The sequence below is a fragment of the Pseudonocardia sp. ICBG1293 genome, assembly GCF_020131355.1.
Taxonomy (GTDB): Bacteria; Actinomycetota; Actinomycetes; order Mycobacteriales; family Pseudonocardiaceae; genus Pseudonocardia.
The window spans coordinates 91082-117360 of the sequence record NZ_JAHLEL010000057.1 but is presented as its reverse complement, the minus strand read 5'-3'; the positions used below and the strand labels follow the sequence as shown (position 1 = coordinate 117360).

General features: G+C 74.0%; 22 protein-coding genes, 1 tRNA gene and 1 pseudogene. 12 read left to right on the top strand and 12 right to left on the bottom strand.

The window, feature by feature from the left end; genetic code table 11:
• Positions 1-31: 31 nt before the first annotated feature.
• Both KPF47_RS33415 and KPF47_RS33410 read right to left on the bottom strand, forming a co-directional pair.
• A complete protein-coding gene (locus KPF47_RS33415; RefSeq protein ID WP_224392720.1) occupies positions 32-1276 on the bottom strand; it encodes a cytochrome P450 in 1245 nt (414 codons plus the stop codon).
• Complete coding sequence (locus KPF47_RS33410; protein ID WP_224392719.1) at positions 1273-1554, bottom strand: DUF4326 domain-containing protein; 282 nt, start codon at positions 1552-1554, stop codon at positions 1273-1275. The genes KPF47_RS33415 and KPF47_RS33410 overlap by 4 nt, the downstream gene beginning before the upstream one ends.
• Positions 1555-1678: 124 nt before the next feature.
• Between KPF47_RS33410 and KPF47_RS33405 the strand changes: the two genes are divergently transcribed.
• Both KPF47_RS33405 and KPF47_RS33400 read left to right on the top strand, forming a co-directional pair.
• Positions 1679-2164 carry a MarR family winged helix-turn-helix transcriptional regulator gene (locus tag KPF47_RS33405; protein WP_224392718.1) on the top strand — a complete coding sequence of 162 codons (486 nt, stop codon included), beginning with the start codon at positions 1679-1681 and terminating at the stop codon, positions 2162-2164.
• A 2-nt stretch (positions 2165-2166) separates the two neighbouring features.
• Positions 2167-4983 (top strand): MFS transporter, encoded by a 2817-nt coding sequence (locus KPF47_RS33400; RefSeq protein ID WP_224392717.1) that lies wholly within the window; start codon positions 2167-2169, stop codon positions 4981-4983.
• A 68-nt stretch (positions 4984-5051) separates the two neighbouring features.
• Here the strand turns inward: KPF47_RS33400 and KPF47_RS33395 are convergent, their stop codons facing one another.
• Both KPF47_RS33395 and KPF47_RS33390 read right to left on the bottom strand, forming a co-directional pair.
• The gene (locus KPF47_RS33395; protein WP_224392716.1) at positions 5052-6869 is read right to left on the bottom strand and encodes a gamma-glutamyltransferase family protein; all 1818 of its coding nucleotides are present in this window, start codon (positions 6867-6869) and stop codon (positions 5052-5054) included.
• 39 nt (positions 6870-6908) lie between these two features.
• The gene (locus tag KPF47_RS33390; protein ID WP_224392715.1) at positions 6909-8636 is read right to left on the bottom strand and encodes a TM0106 family RecB-like putative nuclease; all 1728 of its coding nucleotides are present in this window, start codon (positions 8634-8636) and stop codon (positions 6909-6911) included.
• Between the two features lie 156 nt (positions 8637-8792).
• On the opposite strand from KPF47_RS33390, the gene KPF47_RS33385 reads away from it, so the two are divergent.
• Complete coding sequence (locus KPF47_RS33385; protein WP_224392714.1) at positions 8793-9680, top strand: DUF6474 family protein; 888 nt, start codon at positions 8793-8795, stop codon at positions 9678-9680.
• A gap of 51 nt (positions 9681-9731) precedes the next feature.
• On the opposite strand, the pseudogene KPF47_RS33380 reads toward KPF47_RS33385, so the two are convergent.
• The 3 genes and pseudogenes from KPF47_RS33380 to KPF47_RS33370 all read right to left on the bottom strand — a co-directional run bounded on the left by KPF47_RS33380 (position 9732) and on the right by KPF47_RS33370 (position 12322).
• Positions 9732-11127, bottom strand: a pseudogene (locus tag KPF47_RS33380) (NAD(P)/FAD-dependent oxidoreductase).
• 53 nt (positions 11128-11180) lie between these two features.
• Positions 11181-11840 carry an NAD(P)H-binding protein gene (locus KPF47_RS33375; protein ID WP_224392713.1) on the bottom strand — a complete coding sequence of 220 codons (660 nt, stop codon included), beginning with the start codon at positions 11838-11840 and terminating at the stop codon, positions 11181-11183.
• Positions 11841-11866: 26 nt separating this feature from the next.
• Positions 11867-12322 carry a DUF4442 domain-containing protein gene (locus KPF47_RS33370; protein ID WP_224392712.1) on the bottom strand — a complete coding sequence of 152 codons (456 nt, stop codon included), beginning with the start codon at positions 12320-12322 and terminating at the stop codon, positions 11867-11869.
• 188 nt (positions 12323-12510) lie between these two features.
• On the opposite strand from KPF47_RS33370, the gene KPF47_RS33365 reads away from it, so the two are divergent.
• From KPF47_RS33365 to KPF47_RS33355, 3 genes are all read left to right on the top strand, one after another.
• Complete coding sequence (locus tag KPF47_RS33365; protein ID WP_224392711.1) at positions 12511-13539, top strand: NAD(P)-dependent alcohol dehydrogenase; 1029 nt, start codon at positions 12511-12513, stop codon at positions 13537-13539.
• An 83-nt stretch (positions 13540-13622) separates the two neighbouring features.
• Positions 13623-14690: an amidohydrolase family protein gene (locus KPF47_RS33360; protein ID WP_224392710.1), complete on the top strand. Its 1068-nt coding sequence runs from the start codon at positions 13623-13625 to the stop codon at positions 14688-14690.
• Positions 14687-15430: an iron-sulfur cluster assembly protein gene (locus tag KPF47_RS33355; protein WP_224392709.1), complete on the top strand. Its 744-nt coding sequence runs from the start codon at positions 14687-14689 to the stop codon at positions 15428-15430. The genes KPF47_RS33360 and KPF47_RS33355 overlap by 4 nt, the downstream gene beginning before the upstream one ends.
• Before the next feature lie 305 nt (positions 15431-15735).
• Here KPF47_RS33355 and KPF47_RS33350 read toward each other — a convergent pair whose 3' ends face one another.
• The 4 genes from KPF47_RS33350 to KPF47_RS33335 form a co-directional block, all read right to left on the bottom strand.
• The gene (locus KPF47_RS33350; protein ID WP_224392708.1) at positions 15736-16488 is read right to left on the bottom strand and encodes a class I SAM-dependent methyltransferase; all 753 of its coding nucleotides are present in this window, start codon (positions 16486-16488) and stop codon (positions 15736-15738) included.
• 46 nt (positions 16489-16534) lie between these two features.
• Positions 16535-16879, bottom strand: coding sequence for a TfoX/Sxy family protein (locus tag KPF47_RS33345; RefSeq protein WP_224392707.1), 345 nt, complete (start codon positions 16877-16879; stop codon positions 16535-16537).
• A 17-nt stretch (positions 16880-16896) separates the two neighbouring features.
• Positions 16897-18039 (bottom strand): 5-methyltetrahydropteroyltriglutamate--homocysteine S-methyltransferase, encoded by a 1143-nt coding sequence (locus KPF47_RS33340; protein ID WP_224392706.1) that lies wholly within the window; start codon positions 18037-18039, stop codon positions 16897-16899.
• 79 nt (positions 18040-18118) lie between these two features.
• Positions 18119-18898, bottom strand: coding sequence for an IclR family transcriptional regulator (locus KPF47_RS33335; RefSeq protein ID WP_224392705.1), 780 nt, complete (start codon positions 18896-18898; stop codon positions 18119-18121).
• Positions 18899-18949: 51 nt separating this feature from the next.
• Between KPF47_RS33335 and KPF47_RS33330 the strand changes: the two genes are divergently transcribed.
• Entirely contained in the window at positions 18950-19576 is a 627-nt protein-coding gene (locus tag KPF47_RS33330) for a uridine kinase (RefSeq protein ID WP_224392704.1), read from the top strand.
• 139 nt (positions 19577-19715) lie between these two features.
• Here the strand turns inward: KPF47_RS33330 and KPF47_RS33325 are convergent.
• Positions 19716-19801 (bottom strand) — tRNA-Leu (locus tag KPF47_RS33325).
• Positions 19802-20063: 262 nt separating this feature from the next.
• Between KPF47_RS33325 and KPF47_RS33320 the strand changes: the two genes are divergently transcribed.
• From KPF47_RS33320 to KPF47_RS33300, 5 genes are all read left to right on the top strand, one after another.
• Positions 20064-21275: a DUF3662 and FHA domain-containing protein gene (locus KPF47_RS33320; protein WP_224392703.1), complete on the top strand. Its 1212-nt coding sequence runs from the start codon at positions 20064-20066 to the stop codon at positions 21273-21275.
• Positions 21276-21385: 110 nt separating this feature from the next.
• The gene (locus tag KPF47_RS33315; protein WP_224392702.1) at positions 21386-21850 is read left to right on the top strand and encodes an FHA domain-containing protein; all 465 of its coding nucleotides are present in this window, start codon (positions 21386-21388) and stop codon (positions 21848-21850) included.
• A gap of 134 nt (positions 21851-21984) precedes the next feature.
• Positions 21985-23325: a PP2C family serine/threonine-protein phosphatase gene (locus KPF47_RS33310; RefSeq protein ID WP_224392701.1), complete on the top strand. Its 1341-nt coding sequence runs from the start codon at positions 21985-21987 to the stop codon at positions 23323-23325.
• Complete coding sequence (locus KPF47_RS33305) at positions 23325-24812, top strand: FtsW/RodA/SpoVE family cell cycle protein (protein WP_224392700.1); 1488 nt, start codon at positions 23325-23327, stop codon at positions 24810-24812. The genes KPF47_RS33310 and KPF47_RS33305 overlap by 1 nt, the downstream gene beginning before the upstream one ends.
• Positions 24809-26278: a penicillin-binding protein 2 gene (locus KPF47_RS33300; protein ID WP_224392699.1), complete on the top strand. Its 1470-nt coding sequence runs from the start codon at positions 24809-24811 to the stop codon at positions 26276-26278. Before KPF47_RS33305 ends, KPF47_RS33300 begins: the two co-directional genes overlap by 4 nt.
• The last annotated feature ends 1 nt before the right edge of the window (position 26279 follow it).

Sequence of the window (26279 nt, the reverse complement as noted above, 5' to 3'; positions counted from 1 at the left end):
ATGCGTGATCGCACCGCACGCTAGTGGCCGATCACCACGCGAGCGGCAGCCGGGTCGTCCCGTTGATGAAGTTCGAGGTCAGGCGTCGGACCTCGCCGTCGAGGCGGGCCGGGGGCAGGCGCAGGAACGCGGTGAGGAAGGACCGCATCTGCATCCGGGCGAAGTGCGCGCCCAGGCACAGGTGCGGCCCCTGCCCGAACGCCAGGTGCTCGTTCGGGGTGCGGGTGATGTCGAAGGTGTCCGGATCGGGGAAGCGGCGCGGGTCGCGGTGTGCGGAGCAGTGGTAGACGACGACTTTGTCCCCCGCCGCGATCTCCGCCCCGTTCAGCACGTGGTCGCGGGTGGCGGTCCGGCGGAACGTGAGCACCGGCGGGTGCCAGCGCAGGATCTCCTCGATCGCGGACGGCAGCAGCTCCGGTGCGGCGCGCAGGCCGGCGTAGGCGCCGGGGTGCCCGACGAGCGCGAGCACCCCGCCCGGCAGCGCGCTGCGCACCGTGTCGTTGCCCGCGATGACCAGCAGGAAGAAGAACATGTGCAGCTCGGGCCCGGTGAGGGCGCGCCCGTCGACCTCGGCGTGCACGAGCGCGGTCATGACGTCGTCGCCGGGCTCGGCGCGCTTGCGCTCGGCGAGGGCGTCGGCGTAGCCGAACATGTCGGCCAGTGCGGCCGGCGAGCGCGGGTTCACCGGCGGACCGCTGCCCGCGTCGTCGTCGGCGTGGTCGGGGTCCTGGTAGCCGATCACCCGGTTCGTCCAGCGCAGCAGCATCGGGCGGTCCTCGACCGGCACGCCGAGCAGGTCGGACAGGTTCTGCAGCGGGAACTCGTCGGTGACCCGGCCGACGAGTTCGCAGCCGCCGTCGTCGCGGACGGCGTCGAGGAGCGCGTCGGCCCGGCGCTGCACCGCGGCGGCGAAGCCCTCCAGCCTGCGACGGGTGAACGCCCCGGTCACCAGGGTGCGCAGCCGTACCTGCTCGGGCGGGTCCATGTTGAGCACCGTCCGGCGCAGGAACGGCAGGTCGGCCGGGTCCGGGTCGCGGATCTGCGTCGCCCCGAGCGACGACGAGTAGTCGACCGGGTGGCGCAGGACGTGCCGCACGTCGTCGTAGCGGGTGACGGCCCAGAACCCGGGTCCGGCCGGCCAGGGGCCCACGGCGTGCTCGTCCTGCCAGGAGACGGGCGCGGTGTCGCGCAGCAGCCGCAGCGCCTCGTGCGGCACCCCGCGGGCGAACACGCGCGGGTCGAACACGTCGGTGTCCACCCCGTCGGGTGCGCTCATCGGTTCGCCACCTCGATCAGCGTGTCCGCGTGACAGGGCACGTCCTCGGCGCACCAGCAGCACAGGTCCCTGCCCGCGAGCTCGGTCCGGGCCCGTTCGACCAGGTCGGGGCGCTCCTCGAGCAGCCAGCGGCGGTGCGCGGCGATGGCCTGCTCGCGACCCGTCTCGCGCACGTCGAAGGGGTTGCCCCACGGCCCGGGCCGGGTCACGACGACAGCACCGTCGGGTTTGCGCCATCCCTTCGTGCGACGCAGCCGGATCCGCTGTGGAGTGCTCACGACCCGCACCGTAATCGGGTGGCGCAGGTCACGGCCATTCACTTTGCATTGCGCAACGCATCGGAGCATGCTTGCGCGAGTCAACTAGTTGCGTGATACATGCACCACCGAGAGGGGGTCCGCGATGGGCGCTGCACCGGCCGCCACCGCCGAGCCCGCCGACGCCGACCTGGAGCTCGCCGACTCGATCGTCCGCGAGCTGTTCCTGCTGGTCCGCCAGGTGAAGCGGTCCGGCGAACGACACCGGCCCGAGATGATCGTCGACATGGCCGCCTACCACGTGCTGGCCCATCTCCACTTCGGCGGCCCGCAACGGGCCGGCGAGGTCGCCGCCACCTTCCACTCCGATCCGTCCACGATCAGCAGGCAGGTGTCCGCCCTGGTCAAGGCGGGTCTGATCGAGCGGCGCGCCGACCCCGGCGACGGGCGCGCCTCCCTCCTCGCCGCGACGGACGAGGGTGTCCGCGTGATCGAGACCGAGCGACGTCGTCGCGCCCACGTCATCGCCAGCGTGCTGGCCACGTGGAGCCCCACCGACCGCCAGGCCCTCACCGGCCTGCTCGGCCGCTTCCTCGACGACTACCAGACCTTCGAAGCACAGGAGTCCTGAGAATGTCCACCGCTGCCGCCAGTGCGCAGCGCCCCACCGCCACCTCCGGCGACGGCGAACTGACGCACCGGCAGATCCTGACCGTCCTGGGTGGACTGATGCTGGGCATGTTCCTGGCCGCCCTGGACCAGACGGTCGTCTCGACCGCGATCCGCACCATCGCCGACGACCTGTCGGGCCTCAACCTGCAGGCGTGGGCGACGACGGCCTTCCTCATCACCAGCACCATCACCACCCCGCTCTACGGCAAGCTCTCCGACATCTTCGGCCGCAAGCCGCTGTTCATGACCGCGATCTCGATCTTCCTGATCGGGTCGGTGGCCTGCACCCTGGCCTGGTCGATGTACTCGCTGGCCGCGTTCCGGGCGCTGCAGGGCCTCGGTGCCGGTGGCCTGATGTCGCTGGCGCTGACCATCCTCGGCGACATCGTGCCGCCGCGTGAGCGTGCCCGCTACCAGGGCTTCTTCCTGGCCGTGTTCGGCACGTCCAGCGTGATCGGCCCGGTCATCGGCGGCCTGCTGTCCGGTGTGGACAACATCGCCGGCATCGACGGGTGGCGCTGGATCTTCCTGGTCAACGTGCCGATCGGGCTCGTCGCGCTGGTGGTCGTCCAACGGGTGCTGAACATCCCGCACGTCCCGCGGCCGGCCCGGATCGACTGGCCCGGCGCGCTGGCGCTGGCGCTGTGCCTGGTGCCGCTGCTGATCGTCGCCGAGCAGGGTCGCGAGTGGGGCTGGGGTTCCACCTCGTCGATCGTCTGCTACGTCATCGGCGGTGTCGGCCTCCTGCTGTTCCTGCTGGCCGAGCGCGCCTACGGCGACGCCGCGCTGCTCCCGCTCCGGCTGTTCCGCACCGGCATCTTCTCGCTGTCGGCGGTGCTGAACCTGCTCATCGGTATGGCGATGTTCGGGGGCATCGCGCTGCTGCCGCAGTTCCTGCAGATCGTGCACGGCGCGACACCGATCGAGGCCGGCTTCATGATGCTGCCGCTGGTCGGCGGGATCATGGTCGCGTCGATCGCCTCCGGTCAGCTGACCTCGCGCACCGGCCGCTACAAGATCTTCCCGGTGATCGGCACCGCGTTCATCACGATCGCGATGGTGCTGCTGTGGCAGACCGTCACCCCGTCGATCCCGATCTGGCAGCTCGACCTGACGATGGCCCTGCTGGGCCTGGGCCTCGGCCTGTGCATGCAGACCCTGGTGCTGGCCGTGCAGAACGCGATGCCCGCCCGCGACATGGGCGTCACCACGTCCTCGGTGACGTTCTTCCGGCAGATGGGCGGCACGCTGGGCACCGCGATCTTCCTGTCGGTGGTGTTCTCCACCGCCGGCGACAAGATCGCCGACGCCATCCGGTCCGCGCTCGGCACGAGCTCGTTCCAGGCCGCGCTGACCGACCCGGCCGTGGCCGCCGACCCGGCCAACTCGCAGGTCGTCGGCGCCCTGCAGTCCGGGCAGGCGGGCGGTCTGTCCAGCTCGGTGCTGGCCGACTCCTCGTTCCTGCAGCGGATCGACCCGCGGCTCGCGGCGCCGTTCCAGGAGGGCTTCACCAGCGCGATGACGCTGGCGTTCCTCATCGCGGCCTGCGTCATCGCGGTGGCGTTCGTCCTGGTGCTGTTCGTCAAGGAGCTGCCGCTGCGCACCATGTCCGGTGCGCAGGCCGCCCGGGCCGAGGCCGCGGGGGAGGGTGCCGCCGCAGCGTCGGTCCCGACCGAGGCGCTGGCCACGGTCGCCCCGTCCCCCACCCCGGCCACCCGGGTCGACGGCGGCGGACGCGGGGCCGACGTCGCGCCGGCCACCACGCCGCTGCCCGTCGGCGCCCGGCAGGATCCACAGCCGGAGGCGTCGCACCCGGCGCCGCCCCGGCCGCGTCCGCGCAACGGCACCGTCGGTGACGCCGCCGCGGCCGCGGGTCTGGACCACCTGCACTCCACCGGCGGCGACGGCCCCGCCGTCACCGGCAGGGTCCAGGGCGGCACCGGCGCTCCGGTGCCCGGTGCGGTCGTGACCGTCACCCGACTGTCCGGTGACCAGGTCGGGCGCACCACCACCGACGGCGACGGCCACTACCGCATCGCGGTCGACCAGCCCGGGCGCTTCCTGGTCGTCGCGGCCTCGTCGGCGCTGCCGCCACACGCCGCCACCGTCTCGGTCGGCACCGAGCCGGTCCGCCACGACGTGCGGCTGTCGGTCAGCAGCGGCATCCGCGGCACCGTGCTCGACGCCGCGGGCGCGCCGCTGCCCGGGGTCACCGTCTCGCTGATCGACCACGGCGGCGACGTCGCCGCGGCAGGCCGGTCCGGTGAGGGCGGCCGCTGGGTGCTCGACGGCGTCCCGGCCGGCCGCTACACCCTCACCGCGGCCGGCGAGGGTGTCGACCCGGTGGCGGTCGGGGTCGAGGTGCCGGGGTCCGGCACCGCCGTCCAGGACCTGCGGCTGCCGCAGCGTTCCCGGCTCACCGGCCGGGTCACCGCGGAGCCGGACGGGCACCCGGTGGCGCACGCCCTGGCCACGCTGATCGACGCCGAGGGCGCGGTCGTGGGGTCGCGGCTGTCCGGCCCGGACGGGACCTTCGCCTTCGAGGGACTGCCCGCGGGCAGCTACACCCTCGCGACCAGCGGCTACGCCCCGGTCGCGAACGTGGTCTCCCTCGAGCCGGGCCGGGTGACCCACTCCGACGTGGAGTTCCCGCTCCCGCTCGACGGGCAGGCGTCCACGAACGGCGGCGGTTCCCCGGCGGCCAACGGCAACGGGTCGCCGAACGGCCGGCACGTCCGGGACGGCGAGCAGGGCCTGCGGGACGAGGCACACCGCTGACCCACCCGTTCGTGTTCCACGTGGAACGCCCCGGTCCCCCGTCACGGGGGGGCCGGGGCGTCCGGCGTCTACAGCGCGATCGCCGCACCGACCCCGGACCGCGGGTCGACCGCGGCGTGCAGCGTCCCCGGGCCACCGCCCCCCGGGACGGCGGCGCCGGTCCCGACCGCGCACATCCGGCCCAGGGCCCACGCGCCCGCGTCCTCCACGGCGTGCCCCCGACGGGCCAGCCCGGCGAGGGTGTCGGGCCCCAGCCGGGACTCGACGACGAGCCCGTGCAGCTCCCAGCCGCGCGGCGCGAACGATGCCGGGAACGCCGTCGAGTGCCAGGTCGGCGCGTCGATCGCGGCCTGCAGGTCGAGTCCGCCGTGCATCAGCGCGAGCAGGAAGGCGAGCTGCCACTGGTCCTGCTGGTCCCCGCCGGGCGTCCCGAAGGCGAGGGCGGGCTCGCCGTCACGCAGCGCCAGCGACGGCGACGGCGTGGTGCGCGGCATCCGCCCGGGCGCCAGGGTGCTCGCCAGGCCGTCCTCCAGCCAGAACATCTGGCCGCGGGTGCCCAGGCAGAAGCCGAGCTCCGGGATCGTCGGCGACGACTGCAGCCAACCACCCGACGGCGTCACCGAGATCATGTTCCCGGCCGCGTCGACGACGTCGACGTGCACCGTGTCCCCGCGGGCGACGCCGTCCCGCGACACTGTCGGCTCGCCGGGGCCCGGCCCCTCCGTACCGGAACCGCGACCGGCACCCGGGGTCGCCGCGTGGTCCCCGATCCGGGGAGTGCGTCCACCCGGCGAGCCGGGCCGCAACCCGCCGTCCGAGGCCGGGCCGATCAGACCCCGCCGGGCGGCGGTGTAGTCCTCGGACAGCAGGTCGGCGACGAGGTCGGCGGGTGCGGCGGGTGCGCCGTCGCCGTACCAGGCCTCCCGGTCGGCGAAGGCGAGCTTCGCGGCCTCGGCGGCGGCGTGCACCGTGTCGAGGGTGGCGACACCCCCGGGCAGCTCCAGGTCCAGACCCGCGAGCAGGCGCAGCTGCTGCAACAGGACCGGGCCCTGCGACCACGGGCCGCACTTCGCGACCGACCACCCGGCCCCGGCGTCGGCGACGAGTGCGTCCTCGTAGTGCGCCGACCAGCCGGCCAGGTCGTCGGCGGTGAGCAGGCCGGTGTGGTCGCGACCGGTCTCGTCCCGGACCGGGGTGGCGGCGAACCGGCCGATCTCCTCGGCGACGAACCCGCGGTACCAGGCATCCCGGGCGGCGTCGATGCGCGCCTCCCGGCTCGGGCCGACGGCCTCGCCGAGCAGCCGGCGCCAGGTCCCGGCCAGCACCGGCAGCCGCACCAGCTCGCCCGCGGCGGGGACCCGGCCGTCGGGCAGCCAGGTCGCCGCCGACGACGGCCAGTGCGCGCGGAAGTGGTCGGCGACCGTGCCGATGGCCGCCGGGACCCGCGGGACCAGCGGGAACCCACCCGCGGCGTAGCCGAGCGCCGGTGCGAGGACGTCCTCGAGCTCCCACGTGCCGTGGTCGCGGAGCAGGGTCAGCCAGCCGTCCCAGGCCCCGGGGACCGTCGCCGGCAGCAGACCGGTGCCGGGCACGATCGCGCAGCCCAGGTCACGCAACCGGTCTGCCGTCGCGGCGGCCGGGGCCACGCCCTGGGCGCACAGCACCCGCGGGACCGGGTCGGTCGCGGTGACGAACACGGCGGGCAGCTCACCGCCCGGCCCGCACAGGTGCGGCTCGACGACCTGCAGCACGAAACCGCAGGCGACGGCGGCGTCGAAGGCGTTCCCGCCCCGCGCCAGCACCGTGGCCGCGGCGGCCGTGCCGAGATGGTGGGTGCTGCTGACCGCGCCGTGCGGCCCGATCCGGTCGTGTCCTCTGGGTGCCACGACCCGGATCCTCACACGGTCGGGGCCGCCACGCGGACCTCAGGCGCGGTCACGCAGCTCGCTGACCAACGGGACCTCCAGCACCCGGTCCGAGGACATCCACTCGCGCAGCGCGTGGGTGGCCAGCACGTCGTCGGTGTTGTAGCCGAGCAGCCGCTCCCGCTGCACCGGGTCCGGGTCGCCGCCGTCCAGCGCGACGGCGTCGCGGTACCAGCGCATCGAGTTCTCCCCGCCCGCCTCCGGGTCCCGCCAGGAGAACCCCGCGGCGGGGGCGATCTTCTTCAGCCCCTTGCCCTGCGCGCACAGGAACCAGGTGGAGACCACGCCGTAGAGGTCGACCCAGCACGGGTCCGCGACGAACGCGCGGACCTCCGCCTCGGTCGGCACCCCGGGCATGCCGGCGAACCGCTGCGCCGAGGCGATCATCCAGCGGTTCTCGGCCTGCTCGTTGTAGCAGTACGCGGCGAACGTGCGCCCGGACGCGAGGGTGGCCGCCCGCAGACCGGCGAACCACGTCCAGAACTCGCCGAACGAGCGGCCCTCGTCGCGGGTGGGCAGCGGGTCCCAGGTCGCGAACGCCCGGTAGCCGGGCTCGGGATCCCCGGCACGGGCACCGCCGGGCAGCGTCAGCAGCGCACCCCACAGGTAGGCACCGGACTCGCCGAAGCTCTCCATGTCGACGTCCACCTCGACGTCGGCCCGGGTGACCGGCACCCGCGGCACCCGACGGGCGACGGCGAGACCCCGGCGACGCGCACGCGCCAGCGCGACCAGGTCGGTGAACGGCGGCCCGGGCAGCGGGCCGGTCAGCTCGGCGGGCGGGGCCGCCGGATCCAGCGCGGCCAGCCCGGCGACGGTCGCCACGCCCGACTCCCGCAGCAGCCGCGCCGTCTCGCCGTGGGCGACCAGGCTGACGTCGTCGACCTGCTCCAGCTCGGACTCGCACGTCGGCCACCAGGGGCAGCGACGGCACTCGGTGATCCGCGAGGGGGTCGCGAGCGCGGGTCCGCCGGTCGCGGCCGCCCGGGCGACGGCGGCCCGGTCGGTGAACCGGGCGTCGTACTCCTCCAGCGTGGAACGGCCGCCGGGCCAGTGCCCGGCCCGCAGGTCGTGCCAGACGACCACGTCGGCGTCGAGCCCGATCACCCCGCCGAGCCGGGGGGCCGACTCCGGCGGCGCCCAGCCCGCGGCCTCCAGCAGCCGGGTCAGCTGGGCCAGGGCCAGCAGGTCGCGCGGCTGGGAGCGGACCTTGCGGTCCGGGTCGTACCGGGCGCGCTGCGGCCACGGGTCGGTGACCGCGGTCGTGCGCGCACCCTCGCCCGGGTCGGTGATCCGCCGGCGCACCACGAGCAGCGGGACGTAGCCGCCGGTGGGTGTGCGCACGAGCAGCTCCGCGGTGCCGCGGCGGTCACCGTCGACCGGCAGGACCGCGCCCCAGACCAGCGGCGCACCGGCGGCGACGAGCTCGGCCGTGCGCTCCGCCCGGGCCGCCCGGGATCCGGCGCCGGTCTCGGCGGGCCCGGCCGCGCCGTCCGGCCAGGTGCCGGCCCAGTCCGGGCCCCAGGTGTGCGCGAGCAGCTCGCCGATCCGCACCCGGTGCGCCGCCGCGTCGGCCCGGCGCTGCTCGATCGCCGGGTCCGGCAGCGCCCGCGGCAGCTCCGACGCCGACGGGTCGTGGTCCAGGTGCACCCGCCGGCGGCACCCGCTCAGCGCCGCCGCGTCCAGCAGGACGCCGGGCGCGGTACGGGGTCCGGTCGAGGTGCTCACGGCTCCCGAGGGTAGAGACCACCCCCGACAGGACCGGATCCGCGTGACGCCCCGTTCCCCCACCCGGGTGGTGTCGGTCCTGCGCGTGCGGTGCACGGGGCCCTAGGCTGCGACGACACGGCGATCATCTGCCGAGCCGACCCGGGAGGACACGACATGGGACTGCTGCGCAGGAAGCCGAGCGCGGGCGAGCGCGCCGCGGCGGCGACCAGGGAGGCGGCGGTCGATGCGTCGGAACGGGTGCAGTCGGCCACGGTCCAGACCCTCGAGTACACCCGCGAGACCGCCGACAAGGCCGCCGAGAAGCTGCACCAGCGCGCGGTGAAGGCCCGGAAGAAGGCCGAGACGGCGTCGCGACGGGCGGAGAAGGCGGGCCGCAGGGCCGCGTGCAGCACGCGTCGCGCCGTCGGGGAGGGCACCGCCTCCGCGAACGCCCTGCTGAGCTCGGCCGACCTCAAGGCCCGCTCGGCCGACCGGAAGGTCGCCAGGGCCGCCGCGAAGGCCGACGCGAGCGCCCGCAAGGCCGAGGCCAAGGCCTCGCGGGCCACCGAGAAGGGCAGACTCAAGAGCGAGACCCTGGCCGCCAAGCAGGCCGAGCGCGACCGCCGGGCCCACGAGTGGAACGCCAAGAAGGTCCAGCGCTACCTGGGCATGGCCAAGATCGTCGCGCCGCTGCTGGCGCCGTACGCGATGGCCGCGGCCGGGTCGCTGCGCCACCGTCTCGACGACCACCGCTCGCGGCGCCTCGGGGTCTCGCCGGACGAGCTGGGCGGCTACTCCGGCCCCGGGGGCCGGCTGCACGCACGGCTGTCGCGGGTCGCGCGGACCATCACCGAGCTGCGCGAGGACGGCACCGTCGACCGCGACGAGGCCGCCAAGCGCTTCGCCGACGAGACCGAGCCGCGGCTGCACGACCTGGCCGCCGCCGTCCGGGCCGCCGAGAACATGCCCGCCGCCCGCCGCAAGGCGGCCTACCGGACCGTGTCCGCCGACCTCGACCGCATCGAGGTCCGGCTGCTCGACCACCTGGGCGTCCGTTCCTGACCCCCTGTGGGCCCGGCCCCGGCCGGGCCCACAGCAGGACCGGGGACACCGCTAGGCGCGGTAGTCCTCCAGCACCCGCAGCCACACCTCGCTGATCGTGGGGAACGCCGGCACCGCGTGCCAGAGCCGTCCCAGCGGCACCTCGCCGACGACGGCGACCGTCGCCGCGTGCAGCAGCTCGGCCACCCCCGGGCCGACGAAGGTGACCCCGAGCAGCACCTCCCGGGCCGGGTCGACCACCGCGACCACCCGGCCCGACCAGCCGTCGGCGGTGAGCGACGACCCGGCGACCGCGATGTCGATGTCCACCACCCGCACGTCCAGTCCCTCGTCGCGGGCGGCCGCGGCGGTGCGCCCGACCCACGCCACCTCCGGGTCGGTGAACACGACCTGCGGTACCGCGTGGTGGTCGGCGGTGGCCGCGTCCTCGCCCCAGGGGCCGTCGGCGAGCGCCCGGCCCGCGGCGCGGGCGGCGATCGCGTGCGCGGCGATCCGCGCCTGGTACTTGCCCTGGTGGGTCAGCGGAGCACGGCCGTTGACGTCGCCGACGGCGTAGAGCCAGTCCCCGGCGGCCAGCCCCGAGTCGTCGACGACGATCTCGCCCCGCCGCCCGAGGGCGACCCCGGCCGAGTCCAGGTCCAGCCCGTCGGTGGCCGGACGACGCCCGGTCGCGACGAGCAGCCGGTCCACCTCGACCTCGTCGCCGCCACCGACCAGCACGGTCGCGTCCCCGGACCGGCGGACGGCGTCCAGGCCGGTGCCGAGCCGCAGATCGACGCCCGCCTCCCGCAGCCCGGCCGCGACCCGCTCGGAGGCCTGCGGCTCGGCACCCGGCAGCACCCGGTCGCCGTGGTTGAACAGGGTGACCCGCGCGCCCAGCCGGGCCCAGGCCAGCGCCATCTCGCAGCCCACGACCCCGCCGCCGAGCACGCCGAGCCGGTCCGGGACCTCCCTGGCCGAGGTCGCGTCGCGCGAGCCCCAGTACTCGACGGTGTCGAGCCCGTCGACCTGCGGCACCACCGGGCCGCTGCCGGTCGCGACCACGACCGCCCGGGCCGCCGTCACCACGGTCTCGCTGCCGTCCGCCGCCGTCACGACGACCCGCTTCTCGCCGGCCAGCCGGCCCCGCCCGCGCAGCACCGGCACCCTCGGCCCACCGGACCTGGCCGCTGTCGTCCCAGTCGGAGGTGAACGACGTCCGCCTGGCCAGCACCTCGGCCGGGTCGAACTCGGCGCGCACCCCCGGCAGCCGCCGCGCGTCGGCGACGGCCTGCGGCGTGCGCAGCAGCGCCTTCGACGGGATGCACGCCCAGTAGGAGCACTCCCCGCCGACCAGCTCGGCCTCCACCAGTGCGGCGGACAGGCCGGCGTCCACCGCGTAGCCCGCGGCGTTCTCACCGACCGGACCCGCCCCGATCACGACGACGTCGTAGCTCAGCTCGCTCATGGCACCGAGCTTCCCGCTCCGGACCGGTCCCATGTCACCCCGGGGCCGGTCCGTCACCCCAGGGCGGCGACCGCGTCCCCCAGCTCGGTGTCACCGTGGCGCAGCTCGAGGGTCAGGCCCGCCGACCGCGGTGCGGCCAGCAGCGCGGCGACGGCCGCGGCGGAGTCGTCGCGGGTCACCTCGCCGTACTCCACCGGCGGCGGGGCCAGGGTGACGCGTCCGGTACCCGGGTCGTTCGTGAGCTTGCCCGGGCGCAGGATCGTCGCGTCGAGCCGCCCGTCGGCGCGGATCGCGTCCTCGGCGGCCTTCTTCGCCCGGATGTAGGCGGCCCACACCTCGCCACGCGCCGGGTCGGGCTCGGCGTCCACCCCCGGCGAGGAGACCAGCAGGTAGCGGCGGACGCCCGCCCCGGCGGCCGCGTCGGCGAGCAGGGTGGCCCCGTCGCGGTCCACGGTCTCCTTGCGCTCGACACCGCTGTCCGGGCCGGCGCCCGCCGCGAAGACGACGGCGTCGGCGCCGGTGAGGTGCCCCGTCAGGTCCGCGGCGGAGATCTTCTCCAGGTCGGCCACGACGGGACTCGCCCCGGTGGCCGCCACGTCGTCGGTGTGGTCGGGGTTGCGCACGATCGAGCGCACCGTGTGCCCCTGACCCGTGAGCAGGGTGGACAGTCGCAGCGCGATCTGTCCATGGCCTCCGGCGATCACCACGTCCATGCGGCCACGCTAGGCCGGACGGGGGTTCAGCGCCTGTTCGGCTTGAGCGTCCAGACGATCGTCATCGCTCCGGTCTGCACGCCCTGGGCGTCGGTGAGGGTCACGTCGACGGAGAACTCCGGGCGGTCCCCGGCGTCGAGCTCGGCGAGCACCTCACCGGCCGGACGGGTCAGCACGGCCTCGGCGCGCAGGTCGCCCTTCGCGAGCTTGAGGTAGCGGATCTCGGACCGGACGACCAGCGGCACGGCCCGGTCGCCCACGGAGGCGAACGCGGCCAGACCCACCGCACCGGAGGCCGTCTCGCCGAGGCCGAACATCACCGCGGCGTGCGGCCCGCCGACGTGGTTGTGCTGGTCGGACCGGTCGGGGAGGAACGCCTCCACCCGGTCCGTGGTGATCGCCCCGAAGGTGATCCCCGCCGTGCCCACCCACGGCACCGCCTGCGTCATCGCGTCGGCCACCCAGCTCGCGTCATCAGCCATGGGCCGACCCTACTCGCCGGTAACCTCCGAGGAAAGCGACGCCCGGTTCCTCACGATTCTCATCGTGCGAGAACGAACCCCCTTGTCCGTCGTGCACAACGGGGATGAGATCGGTGTGACAGCAGGCACACCAAGTCCCACCACCACGACGCGCAACGTCGCGCGTCCGAGGCTCGGAGGTACCGCCAGTGAAGGCCGTGCGGGTGCACGCGTACAAGCAGGACCCACAGATCGACGAGATCGCAGAACCCACGATCCAGGGTCCGCTCGACGTCATCGTCAAGATCGGCGGTGCCGGCGTGTGCCGCACCGACCTCCACATCATCGACGGGGACTGGGCCGACATCCAGAACCCCGACCTGCCCTACGTGATCGGCCACGAGAACGCGGGCTGGGTGCACGCGGTCGGCGACGGCGTCACCAACGTGCGGGTCGGCGACACCGTCATCCTGCACCCGCAGCCGTCCTGCGGTCTGTGCACCATGTGCCGCTACGGGCGGGACATGCAGTGCACCGGCGACGCGTTCTTCCCCGGGCTGTCGAACAACGACGGCGGTATGGCCGAGTACCTGCGCACCACCGCCCGGTCCTGCGTGAAGCTCAACCCGGACACCAACCCGGCCGACGTCGCCGCACTGGCCGACGCGGGCATCACCGCCTACCACGCGGTCCGCAAGGCCGTGCCCCATCTCTACCCGGGCACCACCGCGGTCGTGCAGGGTGCGGGCGGGCTCGGGCACATCGGCATCCAGGCCCTCGCCGCGCTGACCGCCACCAAGATCATCGTCGTCGACAAGAACCCGGACGCCCTGGCGCTGGCGAAGCAGATCGGCGCCGAGGAGACCGTGGTGGCCGACGGCAACCAGGTCGAGGCGGTCCAGGAGCTCACCGGCGGCGGCGCGACCGTGGTCTTCGACTTCGTGGCCGAGCAGGGCGCGGAGAACGACGCCTGGGCGATGACCGGGCCGGCCGGCTACAACTTCGTCCTCGGCTACGGCGGCAACCTCTCCGCGCCCACCCTGGACTTCGTCGCCGGCGAGAAGAACATCATCGGCAACATCGTCGGCACCTACAACGACCTCGCCGAGCTCATGGTCCTGGCCCAGGCGGGCAAGGTCACGCTGCACACCGTGCAGTACAAGCTCGACCAGGCGCTCGACGCCCTGCACGACCTGGACGCGGGCAAGGTCCGTGGCCGGGCGATCCTCGTTCCGTGATCCGGTCGTACGTACGTATGAGACGAACGTTCTTTCCCTGACCCACCACCGATCAGCAGAGCTGCTGACGCAGGAGGAACCACATGTACGAGAAGGACGGCGAGAAGTACTTCATCGTCGACTCCCACAGCCACTTCTGGGACGCCTCCCGGGAGAACTGGGTCGAGGGTCGCGAGCAGTACGCCAAGGGCTGGATCGACTGCTTCTACGGGTACCACCAGCTCGGCCCGCCCGAGACCCACTGGGACTGGGAGCACTACCTCAAGGTCTCCCAGGACGACTTCGAGCGCGACGTCTTCATCGAGGGCCACGTCGACCACTCGATCTTCCAGTCGACCTACCTCAAGGAGTGGTACAAGAACGGCTTCAACACCGCCGACCAGAACGCGGCGCTGCTGGAGAAATGGGGCGACCGGATCATCGTCAACGGGCGCTTCGACCCGCGTGACGGCGAGGCCGGCATGGAGCAGTTCGAGGCCGACTGCGCGAAGTACAAGCACAAGGGCGTGAAGCTCTACACCGCGGAGTGGAACGGCGACTCCCGCGGCTTCAAGCTCACCGACCCCGAGTGCTACCGCTTCCTCAAGCGCGCCGAGGAGCTGGGGATCAAGAACGTCCACGTGCACAAGGGCCCGACCATCTGGCCGCTGGACAAGGACGCCTTCGACGTCGCCGACGTCGACCACGCGGCGACCGACTTCCAGGGCCTCAACTTCATCGTCGAGCACGTCGGGCTGCCGCGCATCGAGGACTTCTGCTTCATGGCGGTGCAGGAGCCCAACGTCTACGCCGGCCTGTCCGTCGTCGTCGGCGGCCTGATGCACGCCCGCCCGAAGTTCTTCGCCAAGGTGATGGGCGAGCTGCTGTTCTGGGTCGGCGAGGACAAGATGACCTTCGGCAGCGACTACAACATCTGGACGCCGAAGTGGCAGGTCGAGGGCCTGGTCGACTGGCAGATGCCCGACGACGACCAGTTCGCCGACTACCCGCGTCTCACCACCGCGTCGAAGAAGAAGATCCTCGGTCTCAACGCGGCGAAGCTCTACGACCTGGAGGTCCCGGCCGAGTGCCGGCTGCCCGACACCACGGCCGACGAGCCCATGGCGCCGGGCGAGGAGCTGGTCGACAACAAGGCCGGGGCGCAGGCGTGACCGCGCGGCCTGCCGACAGCCCGCTCCGGCAGGCCGTGTGGTCCGCGCTGGGGACGGTGCTCGACCCGGAGCTGGACGAGCCGATCACCGAGCTCGACTTCGTCGAGTCGTGGACCGTCTCACCCGACGGCGAGGTCACCGTCGGGCTCCGGCTGCCGACGTTCTTCTGCGCTCCGAACTTCTCGTTCCTGATGGTCGCCGACGCCTACGACGCGGTGACCGCGGTACCGGGAGTGACGAGGGCGGAGGTGACGCTGGCCGACCACCACGCCTCCGACGAGATCAACGGCGGGGTCGCGGCGCACGCCGGGTTCGTCCGGTCCTTCGAGGGCTCGATCAACGGGCAGGCCGCGGCCGAGCTGGACGAGCTGCGGCACACCTTCCTGGCCAAGGCCGCCCTGGCAGGCCAGGACCGGGTGGCCCGGCCGCTCGTCGACGCCGGACGGGGACCCGACGAGCTGGCCGGGCTGACGCTCGGCGAGCTGGCCGGGACCGAGGCCGACACCGAAGAGCTGGCCCGGATGCGGTCCCGCCGGGAGGCGATCGGCCTGCCCTCCGGCGACGACGCGCCCCTGCTCGTGCACTCCGACGGCACCGCGGTGACCGTGGAGCAGGTGCCGCTGCACCTGCGCCGCGCACGGCTGCAGCGGGTCGGGATCGAGACCAACGGGGAGTACTGCAAGGGCCTGCTGAAGATCCGCTACGGCGACCGGGCACCCGCCGCGGCCGCCGGGCACTGACACCGCACCACCACGACACGGGCCGCGCCCTCCACCGGGGGCGCGGCCCGTCCGCGTCCACGGTGGTCGGCTGCCCGCACGCACCGGGTCCGCGCTCCGCCGCCTCCCGCGCGCATCACCGCGCCCCGCGCGCATCGCCGGAGTGCGCGCGCGCCACGACACGCGCGGGAGCCCGATCCGCGCGCGAGCTGCGGATCAGCGCGCGGCCGGGTCAGCGCGCGGCCGGACCAGCACGCCGCCGGACCAGCACGCCGCCGGACCAGCACGCCGCCGGACCAGCACGGCCGGACCGGGGAGCAGACGGATCAGCGCGCGGGCGGGGCGGCGTCCAGGACGCGGACGGTGTCGGTGAGGCGGTAGCCGTCGCCGTGCGCGAACGGGGCCAGTGCCTCGAGCAGGGCCGCGCGGACGGCGCCGGGTCCGGCGTGGCGGGCCGCGTGCCGTCCGGGCCCGGACGCCAGTACCCCGGCGACGAGGTCGTCCGGGTCGTCGTGCACGACCGGCACCCGGACGACGGCCACCTCCCGCACCGTCAGACCGGCCAGCTCGGCCAGCCGGGCCAGCCGCCGCGGGTCGGTCAGCGGGGGCGCGCCGACGCCGCTGCGGTCCGGCCCGGGGTTGTTCTGCGGCGGTGCGGGCGCGGCCCCGGTCAGCGGGGCGAGCGCCGCTCCGACGACGGCGGCGTCGCACTCGTCGGGCGTGCCCCAGACCGTGGCCCGCACCGCTCCGCCCGGCGCGCAGACCCGGCCCGCCTCCCGCAGCGCGAGCACCGGGTTCGTGAGGTGCTCGAGCACCTGCACGAGTGCGACCAGGTCGAACGCGGCCCCGGCGAACGGCAGCTCGTGGGCGTCGGCGACGCGCAGGTCCGCGCCGGGCGCGACCGGCCCGGCCGCGGCGAGCGCGCGTCGCTCGGTGTCGACGCCGGTGGCGGCCAGCCCGGCCGCCAGCGCCTCGGCGAGCAGCCATCCGGCCCCGCAGCCGACGTCGAGCAGCCGGGAGCCCGGCCCGGTCCCCGCCAGCACGCGGTCGGACAGCGGGGACGCGGCAGCGGTGCTCACCCCGCAGACGCTAGCCCGGCCGGCGCCCCGGTGGGAGCGGTCCCGCTCAGCGCTTCGGCGGGAGCGCCCACACCACGGCGAGGGCCTCGGCGACCCAGCCGGCGAGCTCCGGGCCGTCGAGGTCGTCGACGTCGGGCTCCCCGGTGACCCACAGCCAGCCGACGCGCTCGCGCCCGCCCATCACCATCGGCGCGGTGCGCGGGCGCCCCAGCAGCTCGGCGGAGCGGTCCACGGGGACCCGCACCAGCAGCCCGCCGCGACCGCTCGCGGCGACGGCCATGTGCCCGCCGACCAGGAACGCCAGACCGCCGAACATCCGCTTCTCGGTCACCACGGACACCTCGGCGAGCAGGACGCGGATGCGGGCGGCGAGACCCTCGTCGTAGGCCACCCGACGGAGTATGGACCTCAGCGCCCCCAGACGTCCTCGGCCACCGAGACGATGAGCGCCAGCTTGCGCTTCTGGTCGTCGACGGTCAGCTCGTTGCCCTCGACGGTGGAGGAGAACCCGCACTGCGGCGACAGGCACAGCTGCTCCAGCGGGACGTACTTCGCCGCCTCGTCGATCCGGCGCTTGAGCGCGTCCGGGTCCTCCAGCGCCCCGGACTTGGTCGTGACCAGCCCGAGCACGACCTGCTTGCCCTCCGGGACGAACCGCAGCGGGGCGAACCCGCCGGAGCGCTCGTCGTCGAACTCGCAGAAGAAGCCGTCCACGTCGAGCGTGCCGAACAGGGCCTCGGCGACGTGGTCGTAGCCGCCCTCGGCCGCCCACGAGGACCGGTAGTTGCCCCGGCACATGTGGGTGGTGACGTACATGTCCGACGGCCGGCCGGCGATCGCGGCGTTGATCTGGCGGATGTAGCGCAGGTGCTGGGTCTCGGGGTCGTCGCCCTTCTCGGCCAGCTGCGCGCGGTGCGCCGGGTCGTTCAGGTAGGCCAGGGCGGTGTCGTCGAGCTGCAGGTACCGGCAGCCGCGGTCGTACATCGCCCGGAGCTGCTCGGCGTAGGCGCCGGACAGGTCGGACCAGAACTCCTCGACGTCGGGGTACACCTCGTCGGAGATCACGGCCCGGCCGCCGCGGGCGTAGACCATGCTCGGCGAGGGGATCGTGAGCTTCGGCGTCGCCGTGGTGACCTGCGAGGCCAGGTACTCGAACGCGGACGCGAAGACCGGCTCGGCGAGGTGGACGCGGCCGTCGACGGCCATGCCCGCCGAGGTGAAGTTGTTCTGCCCGCCCGCGTTGCGCATAGCGACCTCGACCCGTCCGGAGGTCTTCGTGACGCCTCCGAGGGCGTAGATGAAGTCCATGTGCCAGGACGTGCGGCGGAACTCGCCGTCGGTCGCCGAGCGCAGGCCGACCGACTCCTGCAGCGCGACGACGTCGGTGATCGCGGCGTCCTCGGCGGCGCGCAGGCCGGCGTCGTCGAGCTCGCCCGCGGCGTGCCGCTCCCGGGCCGCCAGCAGGGCCGGCGGGCGCAGCAGCGAGCCGACGTGGTCGGCCCGGAACGGCGGGACGGTACGGACGAGCGACTCCACTGTCTTCTCCGGCATGGGGCGAACGTATCGCCGCACCCGCATGTCCGCCGACATCACTTCCGGCAAACGGAAGAGCCGTCGCGCCCGCGGGCACTCAGCCGGATGCGGCGGCCCCCGGCGCGCCCAGGTGGCGGGCCAGCGGCACCGCGGCCTCGCGCACCGCCCGTTCGAGCTCCCAGCGGCGCCCGGTGAAGTCCGCCCGGCTGACGACGACCGACAGCGCGGCCCCGCCCGACGGGTGCGGCACCGCGATCGCGAGCCCGGCCCGGCCGCGGGCGTGCTCCTCCACCTCGACCGCCACCCCCGCCGAGCGGACCCTCAGCAGGTCGCGGTCCAGCAGCCGCCGGTCGGTGAGGGTGTGCGGGGTCAGCGGCGCCAGCGGGCCGTGCCCGACGCCGAGGACCTCGGCCAGCCGTCCGCCGTCGAGCCCGGCGAGCAGCGCCTTGCCCGGCGCGGTCGCGTGCGCGGGCAGCGGCTCGCCGGTCACCGCACCGGGCCCGGGGTGCGCCGCACAGGTCTCGGTGTGGGCGACGACGACGTCGTCGGAGCGCAGCACGGCCAGCACCACCGCCGCGCGGGCCGTGGTGTGCAGCTCGGCGAGCACCTCGCGGGCCGGGGCGGGCGGCACGATCGGGTCGGTCATCCCCCGGTACAGCCCGACGACGCGGTAGCCCAGCCCGTACCCGCGCTCGGCGTGCAGCCGGACCAGGTAGCCCTCCTCGACCAGCGTGCCCAGCAGCCGGTACGCCGACGGGAGCGGCAGCTCCAGGCGCCGGGCGAGCGCCTTGGCGCTGACCCCGTCGCCCGCCTCGGCGACGGCCTCGAGGACCCGCAGCGCACGGCGCAGCACCGCTCCCGCGCCGTCGCCGACCATCCGCCTAGTGTCGCTGCGGGACCGAGGGCACGCCAGGACCGGGAGGACGACATGGCAGGGGCGTTCCGGCCCGTGGACCGGGCGGGGCTCGCGGCGCACCTGGCCGAGCGTGCGCGGCAGCTGCCGGGGCGGGCACGGGTGCTCGTCGACGGCGCCCCGCCCGCCGCCCCGCTGGAGCTGGCCCGGGCGGTCGCGGAGCGGCTGCGCTCCGCGGGCCGCGCGGCGCTGGCGGTCGACGCGGACGACTTCCTGCGGCCGGCCTCGGTCCGCCTGGAGCTCGGTCGCACCGACCCGGACATGTTCCTCGACGGCTGGCTCGACGAGCCCGCGCTGCGCCGCGAGGTCCTGGCCCCGATGGGGGCAGGCGGCAGCGGCCTGGTGCTGCCCCGGCTGCGCGACGTCGCACGCGACCGGGCCTACCGCGACGAGCCGGTGCCGCTCGGCCCGGACGGGGTCGTCCTGCTCGCCGGTGGGCGCCTGCTGGGCCGCGGCCTGGCGGCGGAGCTGACCGTGCACCTGCGCGTCGGTGCGGCCGCGCTGGGCCGTCTCCTGCCCCCCGACGACGCGTGGACCGCCGCCGCGTACGCCCGTTACGAGAGCGAGGGCGACCCCGGTTCGGTGGCCGATGTCCTCGTGATGGCCGACCATGCGGACCGTCCGGCGCTGCGGGACGCCTGATCGGCGCACGGCTTCCGGGCACGGAGCGTGGCCGCGGCCCGGGAAAGAGAAAAGCGAGACCGGATCGGGTGACACCCGGAACCGATCTCGCGATGGCGGTGGTGACCCCCGGAGGGGGAGGATCCCCGAAGAGGGGAGGTGGTGGGCGAGGAGGGAGTTGAACCCTCACGTCCTTTCGGACACACGGACCTGAACCGTGCGCGTCTGCCATTCCGCCACTCGCCCGAGCGACACGGGAAAGTTAGCACCCCGTTCCACCACCGCTCGCAGGGGGGTCCCCCGCCCGTCGATCACCAGCTGACGGGGGTGGTGGCGGCCCGGGCACGGGATGCGTCGCGGCGCCGGGGCGGGTACATCGGAGGAGAGCACGCCGCCGGCTCGGCGGGGCCGCTCGCCCCCTCGTGCCGGGCCCCGCCGTGCCCGGCGGATAACACAGATACGATCGGTCGCACATCACCGACACGCCGATGCGGATGGAGGAGATCTTTTGGGCCGCGTGGACCGCTTCGAGCGCCGACTTCAGGGGTTCGTGGGCGACGCCTTCGCGCGGGTCTTCGGGGGCAGTGTCGTCCCACAGGAAGTCGCACAGGCACTGCTGAGGGAAGCCGAGGACAACGTCGAGCAGCTCGCCGGAGGTCGCCAACTGGCGCCCAACCGGTACACCGTTCTGCTCAGCCCCAGCGATCTCGACCGGATGGCGGGCGACGAGGACGGGGTCGTCCGATCCCTCTCGTCGCACGTGGCGAAGGAACTCACCGACCAGGGCTGGGACACCTACGGTGAGGTCGTAGTCTTTCTGGAGCGCTCCGAGGCGCTGCACACGGGACAATTCCGCACCCGCTCCGCTGTCGACCCCGACGCTTCCCGTCGGGCCGCCAACCGAGCACGCACCGCAGGAGAAGCACCCATGAGCCAGCAACCGGGCCACCCCGAGGAGAACGGGCAGTACGGATACGACCGGGGCGCACCCGGCGGGTACGGCCAGCAGACCTACGCGCCTCAGGGGTACGACCAGGAGCAGCAGCAGGGCGGGTACGGCCAGCAGCAGCAGGGCGGCTACGACCAGTACGGGCAGCAGCAGGGCGGCTACGGCCAGCTCGGCTACGACCAGTACGGCCAGCCCCAGCAGCAGGGCTACGGCCAGCAGCAGCCCGGGTACGACCAGTACGGCCAGCAGGGCTACGGCCAGCAGGGCGGCTACGGCCAGCCCCAGCAGGGTGGCTACGGCCAGCCCCCGCAGGGCTACGCCCAGCCCGGCTACCCGCAGCAGGGTGGCTACGACCAGGGCTACGACGGCGGCTACGGCCAGCAGCAGGGCTACGCCCAGCCGGGCTACCAGCAGGGTGGCTACGACCAGGGCTACGACGGCCAGGGCTACGGCGGCCAGGGTGGTTGGGGCGCTCCGGCGCAGCTGACCGCGATGCTGATCCTGGACGACGGGTCGAACCGCAACTACCAGCTGGCCGAGGGCACCCACGTCATCGGCCGCGGCCAGGACTCCCAGTTCCGGCTCCCGGACACCGGCGTCTCGCGCCGGCACCTGGAGGTCACCTGGGACGGGCAGGTCGCCACGCTGAACGACCTGGGCTCGACCAACGGCACCACGGTGAACAACTCGCCGGTGCAGTCCTGCCAGCTGACCGACGGCGACGTGATCCGCGTGGGTCACTCCAGCCTGGTGTTCCGCACCCAGGGCTGAGCCACCCGCGGAGCGGAATCCCGCGCAGCGACAGCGGTGCGTCCCCGCCCGCCCGGTGATCCACCGGGCGGGCGGAGCGTGCGGAAACACGAGAAGGGCGAACGGACGACGTGCCGGAACTGGTACTGCAACTGACCCGGGGCGGCTTCCTGGCCCTCCTGTGGCTGTTCGTCCTGCTCGCGCTCCAGGTCGTCCGCTCCGACCTCTACGCGGCGTCCGGTCTCCGGGCCGCCGCACCCGGCGGGGGCCGGGCCACCCGGGTCCGTGGCGGTGGCCGCGGCAAGGTGGCCCGCCAGCTGCTCGTGACCCAGGGTCCGCTGGCCGGAAGCCGCATCACGCTCGACTCCCGGCCGATCCTCATCGGCCGCGCCGACGACTCGACCCTCAAGCTCGACGACGACTACGCCTCCACCCGGCACGCGCGCATCTCGCAGCAGGGTGACGACTGGTACGTCGAGGATCTCGGGTCGACGAACGGCACCTATCTGGAACGTAATAAGGTCACCGGGCCCACCCGGGTCCCGCTGGGGACACCGGTCCGCATCGGCAAGACGGTGATCGAGCTGCGATCGTGACGGACACGGACCGACCATGAGGTACCGACCGTGAGCCCGGCGCGACCGACCGCTCCCCCGGTGCCGCGGCCGTCCGACCGGTCCCGCGGCGCGGGATCCGCCCGACGTGCCCCGACCGAAGCCGGAGCCGCCCCGTGACACTGGTGCTGCGCTACTCGGCCCGCAGTGACCGCGGACTGGTCCGGCAGAACAACCAGGACGCCGTCTATGCGGGCCCCCGCCTGCTCGCCCTCGCCGACGGCATGGGCGGACACGCCGCGGGCGAGGTCGCCTCGTCCCTGGTGATCTCCGCGCTGGCCCCCCTCGACGACGACGTGCCCGGCGACGACCTGCTCGCCGAGCTCCGCGAGGCGACCCACGACGGCAACGAGGCGATCTCCCGTCACGTCGCCGACGCCCCCGACCTCGAGGGCATGGGGACCACCCTGACCGCGATCCTGTTCGCGGGCTCGCGCCTGGGCATGGTCCACGTCGGTGACTCGCGCTGCTACCTGCTGCGCGACGGTGAGTTCGCCCAGATCACCAAGGACGACACGTTCGTCCAGTCGCTGATCGACGAGGGCCGGATCACCGAGGAGGAGGCGCACACGCACCCGCAGCGGTCGCTGCTGCTGCGCGCGATCACCGGGCAGGACGTCGACCCGTCGCTGTCGATCCGCGAGGCCCGCGCAGGCGACCGCTTCCTGCTGTGCTCCGACGGCCTGTCCGGTCCGGTCAGCGACGAGACGCTGCACGACACGCTGACCGACTACGCCGACCCCCGCGAGTGCGCCGACCGCCTGATCGAGCTGGCGCTGCGCGGTGGCGGGCCGGACAACATCACGTGCATCGTGGCCGACGTGGTGGATGTCGACTACGCCGACGACGCCCCGATCATCGGGGGCTCCGCCGGCCGCAACCCGCGTGCGGGCGACGGCGACTACCGCCACGACGAGCGGACCCCGCACTCCTCCGCGCAGCGCGCCGCGGCCACCACGCTCCCCCGCACCGAGCCGGTGCGCCTGGAGCCCGCCGCCACCGAGCAGCCGCGTCACCGGCGCGGCCTGCGCCCGGTGCTCGCCCTGCTGGCCGTGCTCGTGGTGCTCGTGGCGGGGGTGTTCGTCGCCCGTGCGCTGGTGCTGCAGCAGTACTACGTGGCCGTCGACCAGAACCAGGTCGCGATCTACCAGGGCGTGCGCGGCAACGTGCTCGGGATCCCGTTGCAGCGGGTGGCCGAGTCCACCGACATCGGCCTCGAGGACCTGCCGCAGGCGGTCCGGAGCCAGGTCACCGACGGCATCGTGTCCGACGAGGGCGAGACGGGTGCCCGGGAGACCGTGGACCGGCTCCGGGAGCGCATGCTCCCGCTCTGCTCCACGCTGAACCCGCCGCAGCCGCCTGCGGTCGTCCTGGTGCCCGGGGCGCCGCCGGTGACGACGACCCCGCTACCGACCGCGACCCCCGAGCCGGGCCGGAACTGCCGGCTCGACGGCTGATGGCCACGGGCAGCTCCGCCGCGGAGCCGACCACGCCCACCGGCCGCGGCATCGAGCTGTTGATGCTGGGGCTGGCCGCCGTACTCACCACGGGTGCGCTGGTGCTGGTCGAGGCGAACCAGGAGCAGTCGCTCACCACCGACCTGCTGTGGGTGGGGCTGGCCTACCTCGTGCTGTTCGCCGGGGCGCACGTGGCGGTGCGCTACCTGGCGCCCTACGCCGACCCGCTGATCCTGCCGTCGGTCGCACTGCTGAACGGCATCGGCCTGGTGATGATCCACCGGCTCGACCTGGCGAAGGCCGCCCGCGCGGAGGCCACCGGGAGCCCGGTGCCCAGCGGGCTGATCGGTGCCCAGGTCACCTGGACCGTCGCCGGCCTGGTGCTGTTCGCGCTGGTGCTGTTCTTCGTCCGCGACCACCGCACGCTCGCCCGGTACGGCTACACCGCCGGCTTCGTCGGCCTGGTCTTCCTGGCGCTACCGGCGTTCCTGCCGTCGTCGATCTCCGAGGTCAACGGCGCCAAGCTGTGGATCCGCATCCCGGGTGGTCCCGGCATCCAGCCCGGCGAGTTCTCCAAGATCCTGCTGATCATCTTCTTCGCGGCCTACCTGGTCCAGAAGCGCAACCTGCTCTCCACCGCGGGACGCCGCTTCCTGTCCATGGAGCTGCCCCGCGCCCGCGACCTGGCCCCGCTGCTCGTCGCCTGGGGGCTGTCGGTCGGCGTGCTCGTGTTCCAGCGCGACCTCGGCAGCTCGCTGCTGATCTTCGGCCTGGTCCTGGTGCTGCTCTACACCGCGACCGAACGCGTGTCGTGGATGGTGATCGGGCTGCTGGCGTTCTCCGGCGGTGCCGTCGTCGCCTACAACCTGTTCGACCACGTCCAGACCCGGGTGCGGATCTGGCTGGACCCGTTCGCCGACTTCAGCGGCGGTGGCTACCAGCTCGCGCAGGCACTGTTCGGGCTCGGCACCGGTGGGGTCGGCGGGACCGGGCTGGGTGCCGGACGGCCGGACATCGTGCCCTTCGCCGAGTCCGACTTCATCTTCTCCTCCCTCGGCGAGGAGCTCGGGCTGATCGGGCTGGCCGCGATCCTGCTGGTCTACCTGGTGCTCATCACCCGCGGACTGCGCTCGGCGCTGGCCGTGCGCGACTCCTACGGCAAGCTGCTGGCGACCGGGCTGTCGTTCTCGGTGGCGCTGCAGATCTTCGTCGTCATCGGCGGCGTGACGAAGCTGATCCCGCTGACCGGCCTGACGCTGCCGTTCCTGTCCTACGGCGGGTCCTCGCTGCTGGCCAACTACGTGCTGGTCGCCATCCTGCTGCGGATCTCGCACGTCGCCAGGGCCCCGCTGCCCGTGCGGCCGGCGAAGCCGAGGGCGCCGATCGCCGAGGCCAGCACCGAGCTGGTCCAGCGCCCCGGGGCGGGCCGTTCGGACACCCGTGACGACAACCGCGCCGACACCGCCGCCCAGAGGAGCGAGACGTGAACCGCCCGGTCCGCCGCGTGGCCCTGGCCGTGATGGTGATGATCGTCGTCCTGCTCGGCAACATCACCTACGTGCAGGTGGTGATGGCGGGGCAGTACCGGGACGACTCGCGCAACCAGCGCTCGCAGATCGACGAGTACTCCCGCCAGCGGGGTCAGATCGTGGCCGGCGGGCAGGTCCTCGCGCAGAGCGTCGAGAGCGACGGCAGGCTGCGCTTCGCCCGCCAGTACCCGCAGGGCGAGATGTTCGCGCCGGTCACGGGCTTCCTGTCGACCGTCTACGGCAAGACCGCGCTCGAGCGGTCCACCGACGAGGTGCTCAACGGCACCGACGACCAGCTGTTCGTGCGCCGGCTGTCGGACCTGATCACCGGGCGGGACCCGGCGGGCGGCAACGTGGTGACCACGATCGACCCCGAGGTGCAGCGCACCGCCTACGACGGCCTGGCCTCCCGCGGGTACACCGGGGCCGTCGTCGCGCTGGTCCCGCAGACCGGTGAGGTCCTCGCGATGGCCTCGACACCGTCGTTCGACCCGAACGCGCTGGCCTCGCCGGATCCCGCCGAGCAGCAGCGGGCCTGGCAGCGCTACGGCGCCGACGACGGCGAGCCGCTGACCAACCGGGCCGTCAACGAGATCGAGCCGCCCGGCTCGACGTTCAAGCTCGTCACCACCGCGGCCGCGCTGCAGAACGGCTACACCCCGGACAGCCAGCTCACCGCGGCCCGCAACATCCAGCTGGCCGACTCCACGACCACGCTCGAGAACTACAACGGCTCGGCCTGCGGCGGCGGCGCGACGGCGTCGCTGCGCGAGGCCCTCGCCCGCTCGTGCAACACCGCGTTCGCCCAGCTCGGCGGGGAGCTCGGCCCGGACAAGCTGCGCGCGCAGGCCGAGGCGTTCGGCATCGGCCGCACCGACCTGCAGATCCCGATGCCCGTGACCGCGTCGCAGGTCGGGCCGATGTCCGACACCCCCTCGACCCAGCAGTCCGCGATCGGGCAGCGCGACGTGCGGCTCACCCCGATGCAGCTGGCGATGATCGGCGCCTCGATCGCCAACGGCGGCCAGACGATGGCCCCGCACCTGGTCAAGGAGATCCAGAGCCAGACGCTCGACGTCGTCTCCACCACCGACCCGGAGCGGCTGTCCCGGTCGATGCCCGCCGACGTGGCCCGCACGATGACCGACCTGATGGTCGGCTCGGAGGACCGGACCTCGGGCGGCGGCAAGATCACCGGTGTCCAGATCGCGTCGAAGACCGGTACCGCGGAGCACGGCACCGACCCGAAGAACACCCCGCCGCACGCCTGGTACGTGGCGTTCGCGCCGGCCCAGAACCCCCAGGTCGCGGTGGCGGTGCTCGTCGAGAACGGCGGCGACCGGGCGCTGGAGGCCACCGGCGGCTCGGTCGCGGCCCCGATCGGGCGCGCCGTGATCGCCGAGGCGCTGCGGGACGCCCAGTGAG